Source organism: Massilia antarctica, from assembly GCF_015689335.1.
GTDB lineage: Bacteria > Pseudomonadota > Gammaproteobacteria > Burkholderiales > Burkholderiaceae_D > Telluria_A > Telluria_A antarctica.
The window spans coordinates 1,019,535-1,039,847 of record NZ_CP065053.1; the positions used below are offsets into that span (position 1 = coordinate 1,019,535).

18 protein-coding genes are annotated in these 20,313 nt (G+C 62.9%); 3 read left to right on the forward strand and 15 right to left on the reverse strand.

What is annotated here, in order from left to right:
* Positions 1-56: 56 nt before the first annotated feature.
* From IV454_RS04620 to IV454_RS04650, 7 genes are all read right to left on the reverse strand, one after another.
* Positions 57-908, reverse strand: coding sequence for an ABC transporter permease subunit (locus IV454_RS04620; RefSeq protein ID WP_370663770.1), 852 nt, complete (start codon positions 906-908; stop codon positions 57-59).
* Positions 905-1,822, reverse strand: coding sequence for an ABC transporter permease (locus IV454_RS04625; RefSeq protein ID WP_206090514.1), 918 nt, complete (start codon positions 1,820-1,822; stop codon positions 905-907). Before IV454_RS04625 ends, IV454_RS04620 begins: the two co-directional genes overlap by 4 nt.
* A gap of 7 nt (positions 1,823-1,829) precedes the next feature.
* The gene (locus tag IV454_RS04630) at positions 1,830-2,963 is read right to left on the reverse strand and encodes an ABC transporter ATP-binding protein (RefSeq protein WP_054264860.1); all 1,134 of its coding nucleotides are present in this window, start codon (positions 2,961-2,963) and stop codon (positions 1,830-1,832) included.
* A 67-nt stretch (positions 2,964-3,030) separates the two neighbouring features.
* Positions 3,031-4,140 (reverse strand): polyamine ABC transporter substrate-binding protein, encoded by a 1,110-nt coding sequence (locus IV454_RS04635; RefSeq protein WP_206090515.1) that lies wholly within the window; start codon positions 4,138-4,140, stop codon positions 3,031-3,033.
* A 25-nt stretch (positions 4,141-4,165) separates the two neighbouring features.
* Complete coding sequence (locus IV454_RS04640; RefSeq protein ID WP_370663106.1) at positions 4,166-5,599, reverse strand: aspartate aminotransferase family protein; 1,434 nt, start codon at positions 5,597-5,599, stop codon at positions 4,166-4,168.
* A gap of 74 nt (positions 5,600-5,673) precedes the next feature.
* Positions 5,674-7,044, reverse strand: coding sequence for a glutamine synthetase family protein (locus IV454_RS04645; RefSeq protein ID WP_054264863.1), 1,371 nt, complete (start codon positions 7,042-7,044; stop codon positions 5,674-5,676).
* Between the two features lie 147 nt (positions 7,045-7,191).
* Positions 7,192-7,956, reverse strand: coding sequence for a gamma-glutamyl-gamma-aminobutyrate hydrolase family protein (locus IV454_RS04650; protein ID WP_206090517.1), 765 nt, complete (start codon positions 7,954-7,956; stop codon positions 7,192-7,194).
* A gap of 388 nt (positions 7,957-8,344) precedes the next feature.
* Between IV454_RS04650 and gabD the strand changes: the two genes are divergently transcribed.
* A complete protein-coding gene (gabD, locus tag IV454_RS04655; protein ID WP_206090518.1) occupies positions 8,345-9,799 on the forward strand; it encodes an NADP-dependent succinate-semialdehyde dehydrogenase in 1,455 nt (484 codons plus the stop codon).
* A 23-nt stretch (positions 9,800-9,822) separates the two neighbouring features.
* On the opposite strand, the gene IV454_RS04660 is transcribed toward gabD, so the two are convergent.
* On the reverse strand, positions 9,823-10,191 hold the full coding sequence (locus IV454_RS04660) for a nucleotide pyrophosphohydrolase (protein WP_206090519.1): 369 nt from the start codon (positions 10,189-10,191) through the stop codon (positions 9,823-9,825).
* A 172-nt stretch (positions 10,192-10,363) separates the two neighbouring features.
* On the opposite strand from IV454_RS04660, the gene IV454_RS04665 reads away from it, so the two are divergent.
* Complete coding sequence (locus tag IV454_RS04665; protein WP_206090520.1) at positions 10,364-11,122, forward strand: carbonic anhydrase; 759 nt, start codon at positions 10,364-10,366, stop codon at positions 11,120-11,122.
* A 202-nt stretch (positions 11,123-11,324) separates the two neighbouring features.
* Here the strand turns inward: IV454_RS04665 and can are convergent, their stop codons facing one another.
* The 4 genes from can to grpE form a co-directional block, all read right to left on the reverse strand.
* On the reverse strand, positions 11,325-11,984 hold the full coding sequence (gene can / locus IV454_RS04670; RefSeq protein ID WP_054264868.1) for a carbonate dehydratase: 660 nt from the start codon (positions 11,982-11,984) through the stop codon (positions 11,325-11,327).
* Between the two features lie 89 nt (positions 11,985-12,073).
* Positions 12,074-13,207: a molecular chaperone DnaJ gene (gene dnaJ, locus IV454_RS04675; protein WP_206090521.1), complete on the reverse strand. Its 1,134-nt coding sequence runs from the start codon at positions 13,205-13,207 to the stop codon at positions 12,074-12,076.
* Positions 13,208-13,344: 137 nt separating this feature from the next.
* Positions 13,345-15,285 carry a molecular chaperone DnaK gene (gene dnaK / locus IV454_RS04680; RefSeq protein ID WP_054264870.1) on the reverse strand — a complete coding sequence of 647 codons (1,941 nt, stop codon included), beginning with the start codon at positions 15,283-15,285 and terminating at the stop codon, positions 13,345-13,347.
* A gap of 91 nt (positions 15,286-15,376) precedes the next feature.
* Positions 15,377-15,913, reverse strand: coding sequence for a nucleotide exchange factor GrpE (grpE, locus tag IV454_RS04685; protein ID WP_206090522.1), 537 nt, complete (start codon positions 15,911-15,913; stop codon positions 15,377-15,379).
* 179 nt (positions 15,914-16,092) lie between these two features.
* Between grpE and IV454_RS04690 the strand changes: the two genes are divergently transcribed.
* A complete protein-coding gene (locus IV454_RS04690; RefSeq protein WP_156441592.1) occupies positions 16,093-16,257 on the forward strand; it encodes a hypothetical protein in 165 nt (54 codons plus the stop codon).
* 50 nt (positions 16,258-16,307) lie between these two features.
* Here IV454_RS04690 and hemH read toward each other — a convergent pair whose 3' ends face one another.
* The 3 genes from hemH to IV454_RS04705 form a co-directional block, all read right to left on the reverse strand.
* Entirely contained in the window at positions 16,308-17,414 is a 1,107-nt protein-coding gene (hemH, locus tag IV454_RS04695; protein ID WP_206090523.1) for a ferrochelatase, read from the reverse strand.
* Positions 17,415-17,642: 228 nt separating this feature from the next.
* Positions 17,643-19,313, reverse strand: a complete 1,671-nt coding sequence (recN, locus tag IV454_RS04700; protein WP_206090524.1) for a DNA repair protein RecN — start codon at positions 19,311-19,313, stop codon at positions 17,643-17,645.
* A gap of 53 nt (positions 19,314-19,366) precedes the next feature.
* On the reverse strand, positions 19,367-20,269 hold the full coding sequence (locus tag IV454_RS04705; RefSeq protein ID WP_206090525.1) for an NAD kinase: 903 nt from the start codon (positions 20,267-20,269) through the stop codon (positions 19,367-19,369).
* Positions 20,270-20,313: the final 44 nt, after the last annotated feature.

Sequence of the window (20,313 nt, forward strand, 5' to 3'; positions counted from 1 at the left end):
GGTGAGTGTGGCGGGCACCCCGTGCCCACCACCGTAAACAGCGGCCGCAGAGCGTGCTATGACTTGAGCGCGGCCGCCACCTGCTTCTGGCGCTGCCGCTCGGCGCGCGCCATCATGATGGCGGCGACGATCACGCCGGTCGACACCACCAGTATCGTCAATGCCGCCACCGCGTTCACGCGCGGGTCCAGGCCCAGGCGCGCGCGCGACATGATCACCAGCGGCATGGTCGTCGCGCCCGGGCCGGACAGGAAGTTCGACAGCACCACGTCGTCGAGCGAGAGCGTAAACGTGAGCAGCCAGGCCGAGGCCAGCGACTGCGTGATGTTCGGCAAGGTCGCCAGGAAGAACACCTGGTGCGGACGGCAGCCAAGGTCCATGGCCGCTTCTTCGAGCGAGCGGTTCATTTCGCGCAGGCGCGACTGCACCACCACGGCCGCATACGCCATGCCGAGCAAGGTATGGCCGATCCAGATGGTGAAGGCGCCGCGCTCGGGAAAGCCGAAGATCTTCTGCATGGAGACGAGCATCAGCAGCAGCGACAGGCCGATGATCACCTCGGGCATGACCAGCGGCGCGCTGACCATGCCGGAGAACAGCAGGCGGCCCGGAAAGCGCTTGTAGCGGTTCAGGGCAAAGGCGGCCATGGTCCCCAGCGGCACGGACGCCGTGGCGCTCATCAGGGCGATTTTGAGCGACAGCACGAAGCCGCTGACCAGTTCCGCGTCCCTGAACAGCTCCGGGTACCACTGGGTGGAAAAGCCGCTCCACACCATGTCCTGGCGCGAGCTGTTAAACGAAAACACGACCAGTACCACCAGCGGCAGGTACAGGAACAGATAGCCCATCGAGAGCCATCCGCGGCCGAACCAGCGGGCGAGGGTCATCTTGCTCATTTTCTTGTTCATGCGTGACCCTCCGCTTCCTGTTCGGCCTTGTACTTGTTGAAGATGGCCATCGGCACCAGGATCAGGAGGATGGCCACCACCGCCAGCGCCGAGGCGCGCGGCCAGTCGGTATTGACGAAAAACTCGTCCCACAGCAGGCGCCCGATCATCAGGGTTTCGGGGCCGCCGAGCAGCTCCGGGATGACGAATTCGCCCACTGCCGGAATGAATACCAGCATGGCGCCGGCGATGATGCCCGACTTCGACAGCGGCACGGTAATCCTCCAGAAGGCTTGCCACGGCGTGGCGCCCAGGTCGGCCGCCGCTTCCAGGAAGCGCACATCCATTTTCACTAGGTTGGCGTACAGCGGCAGGATCATGAACGGCAGGTAGGCATAGAACATCCCCAGCACCAGCGCGAACGGGGTGTTCATCATTTTGAGCGGTTCGTTGATCGCCCCGAGCCACAGCAGCAGGTTGTTGAGCAGGCCCTGGTTGGCCAGGATGCCCTTCCAGGCGTAGATGCGCAGCAGGAAGGAGGTCCAGAACGGCAGCATCACCATCATCAGCAGCACCGTGCGGTACGCGGGCCGGGCGCGCGCCATGAAGTAGGCGAAGGGGTAGCCGGTCACCAGGCACAGGACCATGGTCATGCCCGCGTAGCCGAGCGAGCGCAGGAAGGTCCACAGGTAGTTGTCGTCCTCGGTGAGGGCGACGTAGTTGACGATTTTTGCCTTGATGTGGATGACGCCATCGCTGAAGGTCAGCAAGGGGCCGAACGGGCTGCCGCTGTCGTCGAGTTCCGAGAAACTCATGCGCAGCACGATCAGGAACGGGATCAGGAAGGCGATGGTCAGCCAGACCAGCGGCACGCCGATGACGAAACGGCGGCCGGCCGCGGGAGGTCGAAACTTCGGGCTCGGGTTGGAGTTCATGGCCGCCTCAATTGGTCAGGACCACGATGTCGCTGCCGTCCCACCACGCGACGACGCGCTGGCCGCGCTCCATGCGCGCCTCTTCATGGCGCGCCGCGTTGGTGCGCGCCACCTTGAGCATGCCGCCCTGCGCCAGGCGCACCTGGTAGTGGGTCTCGTTGCCGAAGTAGGAAACGTTGGCAATCTCCCCGGTGACGCAGTTGTAGCCGTCTTCGGCGGCCGAGGCGCGCTGCTCCACACCCGGCAGGTCGCGCTGCAGGGCGATTTTTTCGGGCCGCACCGCCACGCTGACCGGCATGTTGATGGTGCCGCTGATGCCGTGGCTGACGTAATGCCGGCATTCTTGTGTTTCGATGATGACGTGGTCGGGCTGGTCGACCCGCACATGGCCGTCGAACATGTTGACGCTGCCGATGAAGTCCGCCACGAAGCGGCAGTTGGGCGTTTCATAGATGTCGCCCGGCGCCCCCACCTGCAGGATGCGTCCTTCGCTCATGACGGCGATGCGGGTGGCCATGCTCATGGCCTCGTCCTGGTCGTGGGTGACCATCACGCAGGTCACGCCAACCTGCTCGATGATGTTCACCAGTTCCATCTGGGTCTGTTCGCGCAGCTTTTTATCGAGCGCGCCGAGCGGCTCGTCGAGCAGCAGCAACTGGGGGCGCTTGGCCAGGCTGCGCGCCAGCGCCACGCGCTGCTGCTGCCCGCCCGAGAGCTGGTGCGGCTTGCGCTTGGCATAGGCGCCCAGCTGCACCAGCGCCAGCATCTGCTCGACCCGTTCAGCCACTTCCGCCCTGGGCAGGCCGTCGCGGCGCAGGCCGAAGGCGACGTTGTCCCACACCGTCAGGTGCGGGAACAGCGCGTACGACTGGAACATCATGTTGACCGGGCGCTCGTAGGGCGGCACCCCGACCAGGTCCTGCCCGGCCAGTTCGATGGTGCCCGCGGTCGGCGTCTCGAAACCCGCCAGCATGCGCAGCAGGGTCGATTTGCCGCAGCCGGAGCTGCCCAGCAGCGCGAAGATCTCGCCCTTGTCGATGGCGAGCGAAATGTCGTTCACGGCGCGCACGCCGTCGAATGCCTTGACGAGGTTGCGGATCAGGAGAAAAGGCTGCGAACTTGCGGGTTGTGCATTCGTCATATGAATGATGAAAGAATAGGCAAAGCCGCAATTTTATCGGACATACGCCGGTATGCAGGCAAAATGATTACATCCCGGTCTTAAAACGCGTAAATACGCGCGTCATGGTGCGGCGCGCGTCGGCGCTCAGGGGTTCGGGCACCACCATGCGCTGCTTGTCCGTGTCGGGCAGGTAGACCGTGTGGTTGCCGGCGATGTCGGGCCGCACCAGGCGCGTGGCGGCCGCATTCGGGTTGGCGTAAAAGACCTTGTTGGTCAGGCTGGCGTGCACCTCGGGGCGCAGGATGTAGTTGATCCACAGGTGGGCGTTGCCCGGATGCGGGGCGTCGGCCGGAATGGCCATGGTGTCGAACATCAGGGTCGCGCTCTTCGGCACCAGGGCCACGATGTTCTGGCCGTTCTTGCTGTCGATGGCGCGCTGGCGCGCGATGTTGATGTCCCCCGACCAGCCGAGCGAGACGCACAGGGCGCCGTTGGCCAGGTCGTTGATGTAGCCGGCGGAGCTGAACAGGGTCACCGATGGCCGGATCGCCTGCAGCATGCGGGCCGCGTCCTGGTAGTCGGCGCTGTTTTTCGAATAGGCCGGTTTGCCGATGTAGAGCAGCGCGGCGGGCAGCACCTCGGACGGGGAATCAAGAAAGGAAATGCCGCACGATTTGAGCTTGCTCGCGTAGCGCGGATCGAACACCAGGTCCCACACGTTGTCGGGCATGGGCAAGCTGCCCAGGGCCGCCTTGACCTTGTCGACGTTGATGCCCAAGGTGGTGTAGCCCCACAGCCAGACCACCAGGTGCTTGTTGTCCGGGTCGAGCCGTTTGACCAGCGTTTGCAGCGCCGGATCGAGATTGGCCAGGTTGGGCAGGCTGGCCTTGTCCAGGGGCCGCAGCAGGCCGCCATCGATCTGCAGGCGCGCCCAGTGGGCCGTGGGGACTACGATGTCGTAGCCGGTCTTGCCGGCGGTGAGCTTGGCGTGCAGGACTTCGTTGCTGTCGAACAGATCGTAGCGGACCTTGATGCCGGTTTCTTTTTCGAAGTTGCGGACCGTGTCGTCGGCGATGTAGTCGGACCAGTTGTAGATGTTGAGGATTTTTTCTTCCTCCGGAGCGGCGAGCGCCACCTTGGCGGCGGCCGCGAGGCCGAGGATGAAGCACTGTGCGATGCGGCCTATCGTCTTCATCCTGCCTCCCGTTGTTAACGTGAATTCAAGTGACCCAGCCCCGCTGCTGCAAGTCGATCAGGGTGGCCTCGAGGCAGTACCTGATCTTGAAAATCATTTCGTCGATCTGCGCCCGCGTCATCACCAGCGGCGGTGCGATGATCATGCGGTCGCCCACGGCGCGCATGATGATCCCGTTGGCGAACATGTAGCCGCGGCAGATCATGCCCACGCCCTGCTCCGGCTCGAAGAACTCGCAGTCGTGCACCGCTGCGGCCTTCTTGCGCACCAGGTTCAGCCCCGCCACGAAACCGCAGCTGTCGGCGTAACCCACCAGCGGATGATCCATCAGCTCCGCGAACTTCTCCTTGAGGTACGGGCCGGTGTCCTGCGCCACCTGCTGCACCAGACGCTCGTCGATCAGGATGCGGATGTTTTCCAGCGCCGCCGCGCAGGCCACCGGGTGGCCCGAATACGTGAACCCGTGATTGAAGTCGCCGCCTTCGTGGATCAGCACGTCCGCTACCCGATCACCGACCAGCACGCCACCTAAGGGAACATATCCCGAGGTCACCCCCTTCGCGAACGTAATCAAGTCAGGTTTGATCTGCATCAATTCAGAGCCAAACCATGTACCAAGACGGCCAAAACCGCAAATGACTTCGTCGGCGATCAAGAGCACGCCGTACTTGTCGCAGATGCGGCCGATTTCGGGCCAGTAGGTGGCCGGGGGGATGATCACGCCGCCGGCGCCCTGCACCGGTTCGCCGATGAAGGCGGCGACCTTGTCGGGGCCGACCTCGAGGATCTTGGTCTCCAGCCAGCCGGCGGCCACGATGCCGAATTCGTCGGCGCTCATGCCGCTGCCGTTTTCCAGCCAGTTCGGCTGGCCGATATGCTCGATCCCGGGGATCATGCCGCCCTGCTCGTGCATGCCCGCCATGCCGCCCAGCGCCGCGCCGGCCACCGTGCTGCCGTGGTAGGCGTTGTAGCGGCTGATGATGGTGTGGCGCTGAGGGAAGCCTTTCAGGTCCCAGTAGCGGCGCACCATGCGCAGGTTGGTGTCGTTCGCTTCCGAGCCGGAGCCGGTGAAGAACACGTGGTTGAACTGGGGCGGCGAAATCTCCACCAGCAGCGCGGCCAGGCGGGTGGCCGGCACGTTGGTGGTGTTGAAGAAGCTGTTATAGAAGGGCAGGGTCTGCATCTGGCGGTACACCGCGTCCGAGATGCTGGTGCGCCCGTAGCCGACATTGACGCACCACAGGCCCGACATCCCGTCGAGGATCTTGTTACCCTCCGAATCCCACAGGTAGATGCCGTCGCCGCGCACCATCACGCGCGCGCCGCGTTCGCCCAGCGCCTTGTGGTCGGTGAAGGGATGCATGTAGTGCGCCGCATCCTGGCGCTGGATTTCGGCGGTGTCGTAGACGTCGTGTGTCGCGGCCTTGACCGACGCGACCAGCGCGGCGCTCGGGACCATGGGGTTGGCTGTCATGATGGACCTCGTTTCTAATTATTGTCGGTGCTCTTGCTTGTTATAGGTGCGGCAGAAAATCAAACGTGGAGCAGCAAATGCTCGCGCTCCCACGGGCTGATGACGGTCATGAATTCCTGGTGTTCGAGGTCCTTGATGGCCGCATACACGTCGATGAAGCGCTCGCCCAGCACCGTGCGCAGCTTGTCCTCGGCGCGCAGCAGGTGCAGTGCTTCGGGCAGGCCCTGGGGCAGTTCGAACGGCAGTTCATAGGCGCTGCCATTCATCATGGCGGTCGGTTCGAGCTGCTCGGTCATGCCGAGGTAGCCACAGGCCAGGGTCACGGCCAATGCCAGGTAGGGGTTGGCGTCGGCGCCGATGATGCGGTTTTCCACGCGCCGGTCCTGCACGCCCGATTCGGGCACGCGAAAGCCCACCGTGCGGTTGTCCAGGCCCCACTGGATATTGATCGGCGCAGCCGTGTGGCGCACGATGCGGCGGTACGAATTGACGTACGGCGCGACGATGGCCATGGCCGACGGCATGTAGCGCTGCAGCCCGCCGATGTACTGCTTGAACAGGGGCGAGGCCGAACCATCTTCGCTGCTGAAGATATTCAGGCCGGTCTTGGTGTCGACCACGCTCTGGTGCACGTGCATGGCCGAACCGGGTTCGCCCGCCATCGGCTTGGCCATGAAGGTGGCGTACATGTCGTGCTTGAGGGCTGCCTCGCGCAAGGTGCGCTTGAAGAAGAATACCTTGTCGGCCAGGCCGAGCGGGTCGCCATGCAGGAAGTTGATTTCCATCTGGCCGGCGCCGATCTCGTGGATCAGGGTGTCGACGTCGAGGTTCATCAGTTCGCAGTAATCGTAGATATCCTCGAACAGCGGGTCGAATTCGTTGACGGCGTCGATGCTGTAGACCTGGCGGCTGGTTTCGGCGCGGCCGCTGCGGCCGATCGGCGGTTTGAGCGGCAGGTCGGGATCGATATTCTTGGCGGTCAGGTAGAACTCGAGTTCGGGCGCGACCACCGGCTTCCAGCCCTTGTCGGCGTACAGTTTCAGGACGCGGCGCAGTACCGTGCGCGGCGCGAAGTCGACCAGTTTGCCGTCGGCGAAATAGCAGTCGTGGATCACCTGCGCGGTCGGGTCGACCGCCCATGGCACCATGGTGATGGTGGTCGGATCGGCCTTGAGGATCATGTCGCGGTCGGTGGCCGAGATGGCGCGGTCGTAGGCCTCGTCATCTACGGGATAGTTGCCGGTCACGGTCATCCCCAGCACCGCCTCGGGAATGCGCATGCCGCGCTCCTGGGTGAATTTGCCGCGCGGGAGGATCTTGCCGCGCGCGACCCCGGTCAGGTCGGGGATCAGGCATTCGATTTCGGTGACCCGTTTTTCGTTGAGCCACAGGTCCATGTCGGTATAGGTAAAGTTTTCGCGAATTGCCATGATGTTCTCTCTGTAGTTTGCGCTCTGTTATTTGCTCATGCGCGCGCGGGCAGATGCCGCCGGCGTGCTGGGGAAGCGAGGATGGCAGGCGGCGCTACGGCACGCAGCGCAGGGCCCACTTTTCGTAATGGCTGGTGGCGTGTGTCGTCATGCGCGCCCCTCGCGCCTGGCCTGGAACGCGCGGCAGGCCTGGCCGAAGGCGCCGAACATGGCCATCGAAGCGGGGTTGTCGAGGATCTGCCATTCGGGATGCCACTGCACCGCCAGGGTGAAGCCGGGCGCGGACGGCACCGAAAAGGCTTCCACCAGACCATCGTGCGACACCGCTTCGACGGCGATGCCGGGCGCGAGCCGGTCCACGCCCTGCCCGTGCAGCGAATTGACGGCGATCCACTCCACGCCGCCGAGCATGCGCTGGAAGGCGCCGCCTTGTGTGAGGATGACGTCGTGGGCCGGGCCGTACTGGTCTTCGATGGACGCGTCGGGGTCTTCGCGGTGGTCCATCTTGCCTTCGACTTCCTGCACCGCCTGATACAGGCTGCCGCCGAGGGCCACGTTTATCTCCTGGAACCCGCGGCATACCGCGATCAGGGGGATGCCGCGTTCGAGGGCGGCGCGGATCAGCGGCAAGGTGGTGGCGTCGCGCGCGCGGTCCTGCGGCAGGCTCGGGTCGAGCACGTCCTGGTCGTAGCAGCTCGGATGCACGTTCGAGGCCGAACCGGTGAGCATGATGCCGTCGCACACCGACAGCGACGCCTCCAGATCGAGCGCGGCGCCGAGCGCGGGCAGGATCATGGGAGCGCAGTCGGCGCCGAGGACGACGGCGTCGACATATTTAAGCTGCGCGGCGTGATACGGATGAGGTCCGATCTGGCGCGTGCAGGCGGGAACGAGGACGATAGGGCGGCGCATGATTGTCGGTATAGGAACGAATGACGCTCTCGTTTCATCATAATGGCTAATCGGCCTGATGGCGAGTGCTGCTTGATCCATCTCAAATGGACTCCTTAGGGTTGACGTAAATCAATACGTTCCCACCATTAGAGCTTACCGGCAAGTTGTCAAAGATGCCAACACGAACCGCCGTGGCTGAAGAATTGCTTGACTGGAATTAATTTCTTAATTGAGGTCAGACCCCGGCGGGGGGGGGGGTGAAGCCAACTTGAGCATGGGCCTGCCAGCCCAGGCGCGCTTGTGCAGGGACAAAAGCTTGCGCGCGCCGCTGCCGGGCAATCGATGGCAAAAAACGCTAAGATGATTGCCCGGCCTTCGCGCCCAGCCCTCTGACGAAAGCTCCCCTATGTTGAACCTGAAAGACCCGTCGCTGCTGCGGCAACAATGTTTTATCGATGGCGAATGGCGCGATGCGGACAATGCGGCCACCATCACGGTCACCAATCCGGCCACCGGCGAGACGCTCGGCACGGTGCCGCGCATGGGCGCGCTTGAAACCGCGCGCGCCATCGCGGCGGCCAACGCCGCCTGGCCGGCCTGGCGCAAGAAAAGCGCGCGCGAACGCAGCGTCATCCTGCGCGAATGGAACGATCTGATGATCGAGAACGCCGACGACCTGGCCCTGATCATGACGGCCGAACAGGGCAAGCCCTTGCTCGAATCGAAGGGCGAAATCGCCTACGCCGCCTCCTTCATCGAATGGTTTGCCGAGGAAGGCAAGCGCATCGAGGGCGATACCTTGCAGTCGCCCTGGGCCGACCGCCGCCTGGTGGTGACCAAGGAGCCGATCGGCGTGTGCGCGGCGATTACGCCGTGGAATTTTCCAGCGGCGATGATCACGCGCAAGGCCGGTCCCGCGCTGGCGGCCGGCTGCCCGATGGTGGTCAAGCCGGCCGAGCTGACCCCGTTCTCGGCCCTGGCCCTGGCCGAACTGGCCGCGCGCGCCGGCATGCCCAAGGGCGTGTTCAGCGTCGTCACGGGCGACTCCAGGGCGATCGGCGGCGAAATGACCGGCAATCCGCTGGTGCGCAAACTGACTTTCACCGGGTCGACCCAGGTCGGCCGGGTGCTGATGGAACAGTGCGCCCCGACCATCAAGAAACTATCCCTGGAACTGGGCGGCAACGCGCCCTTCATCGTGTTCGACGATGCCGACCTCGATGCGGCGGTCGAGGGCGCCATAGGGTCGAAGTACCGCAACGCCGGCCAGACCTGCGTGTGCGCCAATCGTCTGTATGTGCAGGATGGGGTGTACGAGCGCTTCGCCGAGAAGCTGGTGGCGGCGGTAGAAAAGCTCAAGGTCGGCAACGGCCAGGATATTGGTGTGACGCAAGGCCCGCTGATCGAGGAAAAGGCCGTGCAGAAGGTCGAGCAGCATATCGCCGACGCGCTGTCCAAAGGCGCACGCCTGCTTACCGGCGGCAAGCGCCATGCGCTGGGGCACAGTTTTTTCCAGCCGACCGTGATCGCCGACGTGACCTCGAACATGCAGGTGGCGAGCGAGGAAACCTTCGGCCCGCTGGCGCCGCTGTTCCGCTTCGATACCGAGGACGATGTCATCGCCATGGCCAACGATACCGAATTCGGGCTGGCTGCCTACTTTTACTCGCGCGACATCGGGCGCGTGTGGAGGGTGGCCGATGCCCTGGAGACCGGCATGGTCGGGGTCAACACGGGCCTGATTTCCACCGAAGTGGCGCCCTTCGGCGGCGTCAAGCAATCGGGACTGGGACGCGAAGGCTCGCGCTACGGCATCGACGACTATCTGGTGGTCAAGTACATCTGCATGGCCGGTATGTAAGCTTCCCGGCAGCCCCCGCCGGCTCAGTCCGGCGGGTATTCGTGGTATTTGCGCGCATCGCCGCGCACCTTGTCGGCCGGGTACTTGGCGCGGTTGAGCGCCATTTTTTCTTCCACGGCCGCGCCCAGGTCGACATCGAGCTGGTCCGCCAGCAGCACCAGATAGACCAGCACGTCGGCCATCTCGTGCCGCACTTGGGTCAACTTGTCCGCGCCCAGTTCTTCCTGCGTGCCCGTCTTGAGCCACTGGAAGTGTTCGAGCAGTTCGGCCGCCTCCACCGACAGTGCGGAAGACAGGTTCTTGGGCGTGTGGAACTGGCCCCAGTCGCGCTCGGCGACGAAGGTGCGCGCCACGGCGCGGATCTCATGCAGGTGGTTGTTTTCGTAATTCAAATTTCTACTCCATTCAGGGTTTTCCACACGTGGCCGGGCGGGAGCGCATCGTGTTGCGTCTTTGCTGCAAGGTTCGGTTTGTGTATTTACCTTCCCCAAGACCAGATATGATGAACAGACAGAGCGCGGGCGCACTCTGTCACGCTACCCCATACGACCACAAGGAAAAAACATGATCACACGCATGACCGTCGTTTCGCTGGCATTGGCCGCCCTGCTGCCACTGTCCGCCCAGGCCCAACATGCCAAGCACGAATGGACTTACACGGGCGCCACGGGACCGGCGAAATGGGGCGGCATCAAGGCCGATTATGTGACCTGCAAGACGGGCCACCAGCAGTCGCCGATCGATATCCGCACCAAGGCGACCACCAAGGCCGAGCTCGATCCGATCAAATTCGAATACCAGCCTTCGCCGCTGAAAATCGTCGATAACGGTCACACGGTCCAGGTCAATTATGCACCGGGCAGCGGGATGTCGATCGGTGGCGTGCGTCATGAATTGCTTCAGTTCCACTTCCATACGCCGAGCGAAGAGCTTATCAACGGCAAGTCGTATCCGCTCGGATTGCACCTGGTGCACAAGAATGCGGACAATAAACTGGCCGTGGTCGCGGTGCTGTTCAAGCTGGGCAAGGAAAACCCGGCGCTGACCAATATCTTCAACAATCTGCCCAAGCAAGCCGAAGTCGAGCAGGCCGTCGAGGGCGTCACGATCGACATGACGGCGGTTCTGCCGCCGACCCAGGGCTACTACAATTTCCCGGGTTCGCTGACCACGCCGCCATGCAGCGAGGAAGCGAACTGGTTCGTACTCAAGACGCCGGTGGAAATCTCGAAATCGCAGTTGGCGCAGTTTCACAAGCTGTACAAGCATAATGCGCGGCCCGTGCAGCATTTGAATGGGCGCGTGGTCAAGGAAAGCAAATAAGGCCACTACCCTATAAACCGTCGCTCCCGCGCCGGCGGGAGTCCAATTTTTCCGCTCAGCCCCGGGCTACGGAGCGAACTTGGGCCCCCGCCTGCGCGGGGGCGACATCAATACGCGGGGGCGGCGTCGATGCGGGGGCGCATGGTTTTCCGGTTAGCGCCATGACGGTCGCGACCGCCCAAGCTACATTGGGCGGTGGCCCTTATTCCTGATACTCCTGCAAGCGCGATGCCAGTTTCGGCGCCAATTCATCGGCGCTGCTCACGCTCATGCCCAGATCGCGCAGCAAGCCGTCGTGCAAGCCGTACACCCAGCCATGCACGGTCAGCGGCTGGCCGCGTTCCCACGCATCCTGCACCACCGTGGTCTGCGCGGTATTGACCACCTGCTCCGTCACATTCAGCTCGCACAAGCGGTCCGCGCGCGCGCGCGACGGCAAGGCATCGCCCAGGTATTTGTCATGCTTTTGCTGCACATCCTGCACATGGCGCAGCCAGTTGTCGGCCAGGCCCACGCGCTTGTTGATCATGGCCGCATGCACACCCGAGCAGCCATAATGGCCGCAAATGATCACATGCTTGACCTTCAACACGTCGATGGCGAACTGCAGCACCGTCAGGCAATTCAGGTCGGAATGCACGACCACGTTGGCGATATTGCGATGGACGAACAGTTCGCCCGGCGCCAGGCCCAGCAACTCGTTGGCCGGCACGCGGCTGTCGGAGCAGCCAATCCACAGATACTGCGGCGACTGCTGGGCGGTCAGGGCCTTGAAGAAATTTTCATCCTTGGCCACCATCGCCGCGGCCCAGTCGCGGTTGCGTTTGAATAGTGCGTCGATATCTTGTTGTACTGGAGTCATGTCAGTCCTGTCTGTTCGAAAAAAAACCGCTGAGAGGCCCGTGGGCCCCGTTCAGCGGTTCGGATGAGAAGGCACGGCTTACGCCCGCCTTATTCGAAAAAATCTTTCACCTTGTCCATCCAGCCCTTGCTTTGCGGGCTATGCTTGCCGCCGCCTTCGACCGTCAGGCGCTCGAATTCGCGCAGCAGGTCTTTTTGCTTGTCGGTCAGCTTGACCGGCGTTTCGACCGCCACGTGGCAGAACAGGTCGCCCGCGTAACCGGAGCGCATGCCCTTGATGCCTTTCGCTTTCAGGCGGAAAGTCTTGCCCGATTGCGTGCCTTCAGGAATCGTGAACGAGACCTTGCCGGACAGGGTAGGCACTTCGATTTCGCCGCCCAGGGTCGCCTTGACGAAGGAGATCGGCATTTCGCAATGCAGGTCGTCGCCTTCGCGCTGGAATACCGCGTGCGGCTTGATGTGCACTTCCACATACAGGTCGCCCGGGGGCCCGCCGTTGGTGCCCGGCTCGCCGCTACCCGTGAAACGGATGCGCATGCCGTTGTCGATACCGGCCGGAATATTCACTTCCAGGGTCTTGTTACGCTTGATCCGGCCTTCGCCGCCGCACGGTGCGCACGGATCGGCAATGATCTTGCCGTTGCCATGGCACTTAGGGCAGGTCTGCTGGATGCTGAAAAAGCCTTGCTGCATGCGCACCTGGCCGTTGCCGCCGCAGGTGGTGCAGGTCACCGGCGAGGTGCCCGGCTTGGCGCCGCTGCCGTGGCAGGTGTCGCACTTTTCCCAGCTCGGCACGCGGATGTCTTGGGTATGGCCATGCGCCGCCTGCTCGAGCGTGATCTCAAGGTTGAAGCGCAAATCGGTGCCACGGTACACTTGCGGACCGGAACTGCGTCCGCGCGCGCCACCGCCGAAAATATCGCCGAAAATATCGCCGAAACTGTCCGCGAAGCCGCCGGCACCGGCGCCGCCGAAGCCACCGCCGCCACCCATGTTCGGATCGACACCAGCGTGGCCGTAACGGTCGTACGCTTCGCGCTTTTCCGGATTGGTCAGCATTTCGTACGCTTCTTTGACTTCCTTGAACTTTTCTTCCGATTCCTTACTGTCCGGATTGCGGTCCGGATGGTATTTCATCGCAAGCTTGCGATACGACTTCTTGATCTCTTCCTCAGAAGCATTCTTGGCGACCCCGAGGATCTGGTAAAAATCACGCTTTGCCATTTGTCGGCACCTTGCTGTCTAGCTACTACGCTACTGTTTATGCAAAAAACCGAGCCGCTGGGGGGCTCGGCTTGTCGTGGCCTTTGCTCGACCGGTACGCGCCGCCTGACTGCGGCGGCGCGTACCTGGCGCCGGCATTACTTGGCGTCTTTGACTTCCTTGAAGTCGGCATCGATGACGTCATCCTGCGCTGGCTTGCCTTCATTGCCGCCCGATTGCTGGCCGCCTTCGGCGCCACCAGCGGCTTGCTTGGCTTGCATGTCGGCATACATCTTCTCGCCCAGCTTCTGCGAGACGGTCGACAGGGTTTCGATCTTGGCATCGATCTCGGCCTTGTCGCCAGCCTTGATCGAGGCTTCCACTTCAGCGATCGCCGCTTCGATGGCTTCCTTCTCGCCCGCTTCGAGCTTGTCGCCGTATTCGGTCAGCGACTTGCGGGTCGAGTGCACCAGGCCATCGGCCTGGTTGCGCGATTCGGCCAGTTCCTTGACCTTCTTGTCTTCTTCGGCGTTGACTTCGGCGTCTTTCACCATCTTCTGGATTTCCGCTTCGGTCAGGCCGGAGTTGGCCTTGATCGTGATCTTGTTCTCTTTGCCGGTGGCCTTGTCTTTCGCGCCGACGTGCAAAATACCATTGGCGTCGATGTCGAAGGTCACTTCGATCTGTGGCGTGCCGCGCGACGATGGCGGGATGCCTTCCAGATTGAATTCGCCCAGGCCCTTGTTGCCGGACGCGATTTCACGCTCGCCCTGGAATACCTTGATGGTCACCGCAGGCTGGTTGTCTTCGGCGGTCGAGAACACCTGGCTGAACTTGGTCGGGATGGTGGTGTTCTTGTGGATCATCTTGGTCATCACGCCGCCCATGGTTTCGATACCCAGCGACAGCGGGGTCACGTCCAGCAGCAGCAAGTCCTTGCGCTCGCCCGACAGCACGGCGCCCTGGATGGCGGCGCCGACAGCGACGGCTTCGTCCGGGTTCACATCCTTGCGCGGATCCTTGCCGAAGAATTCCTTGACCTTTTCCTGCACCTTCGGCATACGGGTCATGCCGCCGACCAGGATGATGTCGTCGATGTCGGAAACCTTGACGCCGGCATCCTTGATCGCCATCTTGCATGGCTCGATGGTGGCGGCGATCAATTCCTCAACCAGCGACTCGAGCTTGGCGCGGGTCATTTTCAGGTTCAGGTGGACCGGCGCGCCGTTCGCCATGGCGATGTACGGCTCGTTGATTTCGGTTTGCTGCGAGGACGACAGTTCGATCTTCGCGCGCTCGGCCGAGGCCTTGATGCGCTGCAGGGCGATCGGATCTTTTTTCAGGTCCAGGCCGTTGATCTTCTTGAACTCGTCGATGATGTAATCGATGATGCGCTGGTCGAAGTCTTCGCCACCAAGGAAGGTGTCGCCGTTGGTGGACAGCACTTCGAACTGCTTTTCGCCATCGACGTCGGCGATTTCGATGATCGAGACGTCGAACGTGCCGCCGCCCAGGTCATACACGGCGATCTTGCGGTCGCCCTTGTCGGTCTTGTCCAGGCCGAATGCCAGCGCGGCCGCGGTCGGCTCGTTGATGATGCGCTTGACGTCCAGGCCGGCGATACGGCCGGCGTCCTTGGTGGCCTGGCGCTGCGAATCGTTGAAGTAGGCAGGCACGGTAATGACCGCTTCGGTCACTTCTTCGCCGAGGTAGTCTTCGGCGGTTTTCTTCATCTTGCGCAAGACTTCAGCGGAAATCTGCTGTGCGGCCAGTTTCTTGTCGCGCACGCCGATCCATGCATCGCCATTGTCGGCTTTGATGATCGAATACGGCATCAGGCCGATATCTTTCTGGACTTCTTTTTCGTCGAACTTGCGGCCGATCAGGCGCTTGACCGCGAACAGGGTGTTCTTCGGGTTGGTGACCGCCTGGCGCTTGGCCGGCGCGCCGACGAGGATCTCGCCATCTTCTTGGTAAGCAATAATGGAAGGCGTCGTACGCGCGCCTTCTGCGTTCTCGATTACCTTTGGCTGACCGTTTTCCATGATGGCGACGCAAGAGTTCGTCGTGCCCAGGTCAATACCGATAATTCTGCCCATGATGTTTTCCTTTTAATTACTTAGTTTCAGATGACTTGAATATGTGGAAAAACTGCGCGCTTTCAAGACCTTGCAAGAGAGCACGCTGTATTTATTTTGCTTGCGCTGCGGTAACGATGGCAGGACGCAACAAGCGGTCGGCGATCATATAGCCTTTTTGCAGCACGGTGACCACGGTATTGGCTTCCTGGTCGGCCGGAACCACGGCCACGGCCTGGTGTTTCATCGGGTCGAGCTTGTCGCCCTGGGCCGGCATGATTTCGACCAGCTTGTTCTTCTCGAACGCCGAGGTCAGCTGCTTGAGGGTCATTTCGACGCCTTCTTTCAGCGACTCGACCGATGGGGTTTCGACCTTGAGCGCCATTTCGAGGCTGTCGCGCACCGGCACCATGGCTTCCGCAAAACTTTCGATGGCAAATTTATGGGCCTTGTTGACGTCTTCCTGGGCGCGGCGGCGGATATTCTCGCCTTCGGCCTTGGCGCGCATGAAGGCATCGTGCATTTCGGCCAGCTTGGCTTCGGTGGCGCTCAACTGCTCTTCGAGGCTCGGTTCGCCGTTGACCGGAGCTGCCGCCTGCACGGCGTCGTCGGATGGTTGTTGCACTTCCTGATTTTCTTGGTCTTGCATAGGAAAAACTCCTGGAATCAATGACTTAGCGATTTGTTTGACGTGTCTTGCTAACCACACAGCCACCCAGATGGGGCTATAACCACCATTTTCAAGGGGAATCCTGCAGCGTTGCTTTTTCATCCAATGTTACAAATCTTACCAATCAGGAGATTCATTTGAGGACGGCCGGGACTACCATGAAGTCATCCAGCTTGCACGCACAAAAACCGCTTGCGCGAAGCTGTTTCTGGGAGTTCGACATGAAGTTGCCGTTGATTGCCGCCAGCGTCGTTGCTTACACCGTGCTTGCGCTGGTCATGATCTGCTACGCCGGTCTGAGTGGGCACGGAACGCTATTTTAACAGGCGGCAATTAGCGCCTGTCAATTTCGCGCCCGTCGAGCGCGCGGGCCTCAGCTTGAGCCGAGCGCGGCGGCGCTGCGCCGTCCCGTTTCCTTGTCCTGTTTTTCGGCCGCGCGCTGCGCCGGCGTGGCTTTCGTGTTCCAGCCCAGCAGGTGCTGCTCGGTGATGTCGGCCAGGCCGGCGATCCAGCTGGGCGACTCGTTCAGACAAGCGATGTAGTGGAATTCGCGTCCGCCGGCCACCTCGAAATCGTGTTTCGCTTCCATCGCGATTTCTTCCAGGGTTTCCAGGCAGTCGCTGGTAAAGCCCGGGCAGATCAGGTCGACCCGTTTCAAGCCATCCTTGGCCATCTGCACCAGGGTCGGCGCCGTGTACGGCTGCAGCCACTCGGCCTTACCGAAGCGCGACTGGAAGGTGACCAGGTATTGCTCGCTTGAGAGGCCCAGCTTGCTTGCCAGCAGGCGCGCGCTCTTGTGGCACTCGCAGTGGTAGGGGTCGCCCAGCATCAGGGTGCGTTTCGGCACGCCGTGGAAACTCATCACCAGCTTGTCGCCGCGGCCATTGACTTTCCAGTGCGCCAGCACGGTATCGCGCAGGGCGTCGATGTAGCCGTCCTGGTCGTGGTAGTGCTTGATCATGCGCAGTTCGGGCACGTTGCGCACCCCGGCGTAATGGGCGAACACGGCGTCGCTGATGGAGCCGGTGGTGGTGCCCGAATACTGGGGGTAGGCCGGCAAGATCGCGATGCGGTCGCAGTTCTCGGCCTTGAGCTGGTCCAGCACTTCCGGGATCGAGGGCGAGCCGTAGCGCATCGCCATCACCACCTTCACCGAATCATGGCCGCGCTCGCCCAGCAGGCCGCGCAGCAGGATCGCCTGTTTCTGGGTGTGCACCTTCAGCGGCGAGCCTTCCTTGGTCCAGATCGACGCGTACTTGGCGGCCGATTTGCTGGAGCGGAACGGCAGGATAACCAGATGCAGGATCATCCACCAGATGGCGCGCGGGATTTCCACCACGCGCGGGTCCGACAGGAATTCCTTCAGGTAGCGCCGCACCGCCGGGGTGGTCGGCGCGTCTGGTGTGCCCAGGTTGACCAGCACCACGGCGTTGCGGGTGGGGGTGCCGTGGGTGAAGGGGGGTTCTTTGCGGAAGGGCATGGGGAGCGGCGATCGTGAGCGGGCGAGCCGCTATTATAGGGTTCTGGGTTAAAGCCGAGCATTATTTAGGCCTGTTGAACCGGTTTTAGGTGGGTGTGACCCGGTGGAAAACTGACCGCCGACCGCCGAACTAAACTCCGTCGTTCCCGCCTTCGCGGGAACGACGGCTATACGGTCGGCGGTCGGCGGTCGGCGGTCGGCGGTCGGCGGCTGATCATACTTTGCAACCTACGAAGCCAGCAACTCGCGCGCGTGCTTGCGCGTCGTGGCGGTAATTTCCACCCCGCCCAGCATGCGTGCCACCTCTTCCACCCGCGCCTTGTTGTCGAGTACATCGATATGCGACACCGTCTTGCCCTCCCCCGTGGTCCCCTTGGCCACCTGGAAATGCTGGTTGGCTTGGCTGGCCACCTGCGGCAAGTGCGTCACGCACAGTACCTGGCGCTCCTGCCCCAGGCGCTTGAGCAGGCGTCCCACCACTTCGGCCACGGCGCCGCCGATGCCGCTGTCGACCTCATCGAAAATCAAGGTCGGCGTGGTGGTCGCGTTCGAGGTGATCACCGAAATGGCCAGCGCAATCCGCGCCAGCTCACCGCCCGAAGCCACCTTCGCCAGCGGACGCGGCGCCACGCCGGCATGGCCCGCCACCAAAAACTCCACCTGCTCCACGCCATTGCTGGCCGGCTCGCAGGGATTGAGCCCGACCACGAAACTGCCGCCGGTCATGTTCAGCTCCTGCATGGCCGCCGTCACCTGCGTGCCCAGCAGCTTGGCCGCGACCGCGCGCGTGGCCGACAGGCGTGCCGCCGCCGTCATGTAGCTAGCCTTGATTTTCTCTTCCTGCTCGCGCAGGCCATCCAGGTCGCTGGCGTCGGCCAGTTGCCGCAGGCGCTCCGACAGGCTGGCGAATTCGTCCGGTAACTCGTCCGGCGTGACGCGGAATTTGCGCGCCGTCGTGTGGATCGCTTCCATGCGCGCGTCGACCTCGCGCAGACGCTGTGGATCGAGGTCGACCCGGTCCAGGTAGTTATTGAGCGCGTACACCGCTTCCTGCAACTGGATGCGGGCCGGTTCCATGCAGTCGAGCACGCTCTGCAATTGCGCATCCACGGCCACCAGCTTGCCCAGCTTCTGGTTGAGCGACGACAGTTGGGACAGGATCGGATGGTCCGATTCGGAAATGGCGGCCAGCGCTTCCTGCGCCCCTTCGAGCAGGCTGGCAGCATGCGACAGCCGGCTGTGCTCGTTGGTGATCTCGCTCCATTCGCCCGGTTTCACGGCCAGCTTCTTCAGCTCGGCCACCTGCCATTCGAGGCGCTCGCGCTCGATCAGCACATTCTTGGCATTGGTTTCGAATTCCTCGCGCTGGCGCGCCAGCGCACGCCAGGCCTTGTAGGCGGCGGCCACGGTGCGGGCGTCTGCGCCGGCCCCGGCATCCTTGAAGGCAGCCTGGTTGTCGAGCAGCGCGCGCTGGGCCTCGCTTTTGAGCAGCGACTGGTGCGCGTGCTGGCCGTGGATATCGACCAGCATGTCGCCCAGGTCGCGCAGCTGGGCGGCGGTGGCGGCGATGCCGTTGATGAAGGCCTTGGAGCGGCCGGCATTGTCGATTACGCGGCGCAGCAGCGCCCCGCCCTCCTCGACGGCGAATTCGTTCTGTTCCAGCCAATCACGCGCTGGGGCCACCTCGCTGACTGAAAAATCGGCCGTGATGTCGGCCTTGGCGGCGCCTTCGCGCACCACGCTGGCGTCGCCGCGCCCGCCCAGCGCCAGTTGCAGCGCATCGATCAGGATCGACTTGCCGGCCCCGGTCTCGCCGGTAAAGACGGAAAAACCGCTGGAAAACTCCAGCTCGATGGTATCGACAATGACGAAATCACGGATGGTAAGGGTACGCAGCATGAAGATGTGTCAGTCCAGTATTCAAACGGGGAATGGCGTGCGGGACAGCGCTGTTAGCGCAGCTTGCCCTCGCCCGACGGATATTCGTTCCAGTGCAATTTTTCGCGCAGGGTGTCGTAATAGCTCCAGCCTTCCGGATGCAGGAAGGTGATGTGGTTGGGCGAGCGCGAGATGACGATCTGGTCGCCATGCGCGAGGCTGGCGAAGGTTTGCATGTCGAAATTGACGCTGGTGTCGCGCCCGCCGACGATCTCGATCACGATTTCGCTGCTGTCGGGCACCACGATCGGCCGGTTCGACAGCGCGTGCGGGGCGATCGGCACCAGCACGATGCCGCCCAGGCTGGGATGGAGCAGCGGCCCGCCGGCCGAGAGCGCATAGGCGGTCGAGCCGGTCGGAGTCGCGATGATCAGGCCGTCGGAGCGCTGGTTGTACATGAAATTGCCGTCCACGGCCACTTTCAGCTCGACCATGCCGGCGCCGGCGCCGCGCGCCACCACCACATCGTTGACCGCCAGCCCGCAGGCGATCATGGCGCCGCCGCGCAGCACCCGCCCTTCGAGCAGGGTGCGCTTTTCGGCGCGCGCCTTGCCGCCCAGGATGTCGCCCAGCACCGGGATCATGCGCTCGACGGGAATGTCGGTCATGAAGCCCAGGCGCCCCAGGTTGATGCCGATCAGCGGCACGTCGAAGGGCGCGAGCTGGCGCGCGATGCCGAGCATGGTGCCGTCGCCGCCCATGACGATGACGGCGCAGGCCACCGCGCCGATGCCGCTCACGCTCATCGCCTCGACCTCGGCCAGGCCGAGATGGGCCGCCGTTTCGCTCTCGAACAGCACGCGGTAGCCGGCGCCGCGCAGGAAGGCAATCAGGCGGGCGACCGGCTCGCCGATGCCGTCCGTGTTGTGCCGCACGACGAGCGCGATGGTTTTTTGCGGTTCTTGCGTAGCTGGCATGGACTTCTCGGCGGTTGAGGGGCGACACGCAGGAGATTACCCCA

Bases quoted from the DNA above. Each gene is read 5' to 3' on its own strand.
- IV454_RS04625 (WP_206090514.1), bottom strand. From the start codon at position 1,822: ATGAACTCCAACCCGAGCCCGAAGTTTCGACCTCCCGCGGCCGGCCGC.
- IV454_RS04620 (WP_370663770.1), bottom strand. From the start codon at position 908: ATGAACAAGAAAATGAGCAAGATGACCCTCGCCCGCTGGTTCGGCCGC.
- IV454_RS04665 (WP_206090520.1), top strand. From the start codon at position 10,364: ATGATCACACGCATGACCGTCGTTTCGCTGGCATTGGCCGCCCTGCTG.
- dnaK (WP_054264870.1), bottom strand. From the start codon at position 15,285: ATGGGCAGAATTATCGGTATTGACCTGGGCACGACGAACTCTTGCGTC.
- IV454_RS04640 (WP_370663106.1), bottom strand. From the start codon at position 5,599: ATGGTCCCGAGCGCCGCGCTGGTCGCGTCGGTCAAGGCCGCGACACAC.
- grpE (WP_206090522.1), bottom strand. From the start codon at position 15,913: ATGCAAGACCAAGAAAATCAGGAAGTGCAACAACCATCCGACGACGCC.
- hemH (WP_206090523.1), bottom strand. From the start codon at position 17,414: ATGCCCTTCCGCAAAGAACCCCCCTTCACCCACGGCACCCCCACCCGC.
- IV454_RS04630 (WP_054264860.1), bottom strand. From the start codon at position 2,963: ATGACGAATGCACAACCCGCAAGTTCGCAGCCTTTTCTCCTGATCCGC.
- dnaJ (WP_206090521.1), bottom strand. From the start codon at position 13,207: ATGGCAAAGCGTGATTTTTACCAGATCCTCGGGGTCGCCAAGAATGCT.
- can (WP_054264868.1), bottom strand. From the start codon at position 11,984: ATGACTCCAGTACAACAAGATATCGACGCACTATTCAAACGCAACCGC.
- gabD (WP_206090518.1), top strand. From the start codon at position 8,345: ATGTTGAACCTGAAAGACCCGTCGCTGCTGCGGCAACAATGTTTTATC.
- IV454_RS04690 (WP_156441592.1), top strand. From the start codon at position 16,093: ATGAAGTCATCCAGCTTGCACGCACAAAAACCGCTTGCGCGAAGCTGT.
- IV454_RS04635 (WP_206090515.1), bottom strand. From the start codon at position 4,140: ATGAAGACGATAGGCCGCATCGCACAGTGCTTCATCCTCGGCCTCGCG.
- IV454_RS04705 (WP_206090525.1), bottom strand. From the start codon at position 20,269: ATGCCAGCTACGCAAGAACCGCAAAAAACCATCGCGCTCGTCGTGCGG.
- IV454_RS04650 (WP_206090517.1), bottom strand. From the start codon at position 7,956: ATGCGCCGCCCTATCGTCCTCGTTCCCGCCTGCACGCGCCAGATCGGA.
- recN (WP_206090524.1), bottom strand. From the start codon at position 19,313: ATGCTGCGTACCCTTACCATCCGTGATTTCGTCATTGTCGATACCATC.
- IV454_RS04645 (WP_054264863.1), bottom strand. From the start codon at position 7,044: ATGGCAATTCGCGAAAACTTTACCTATACCGACATGGACCTGTGGCTC.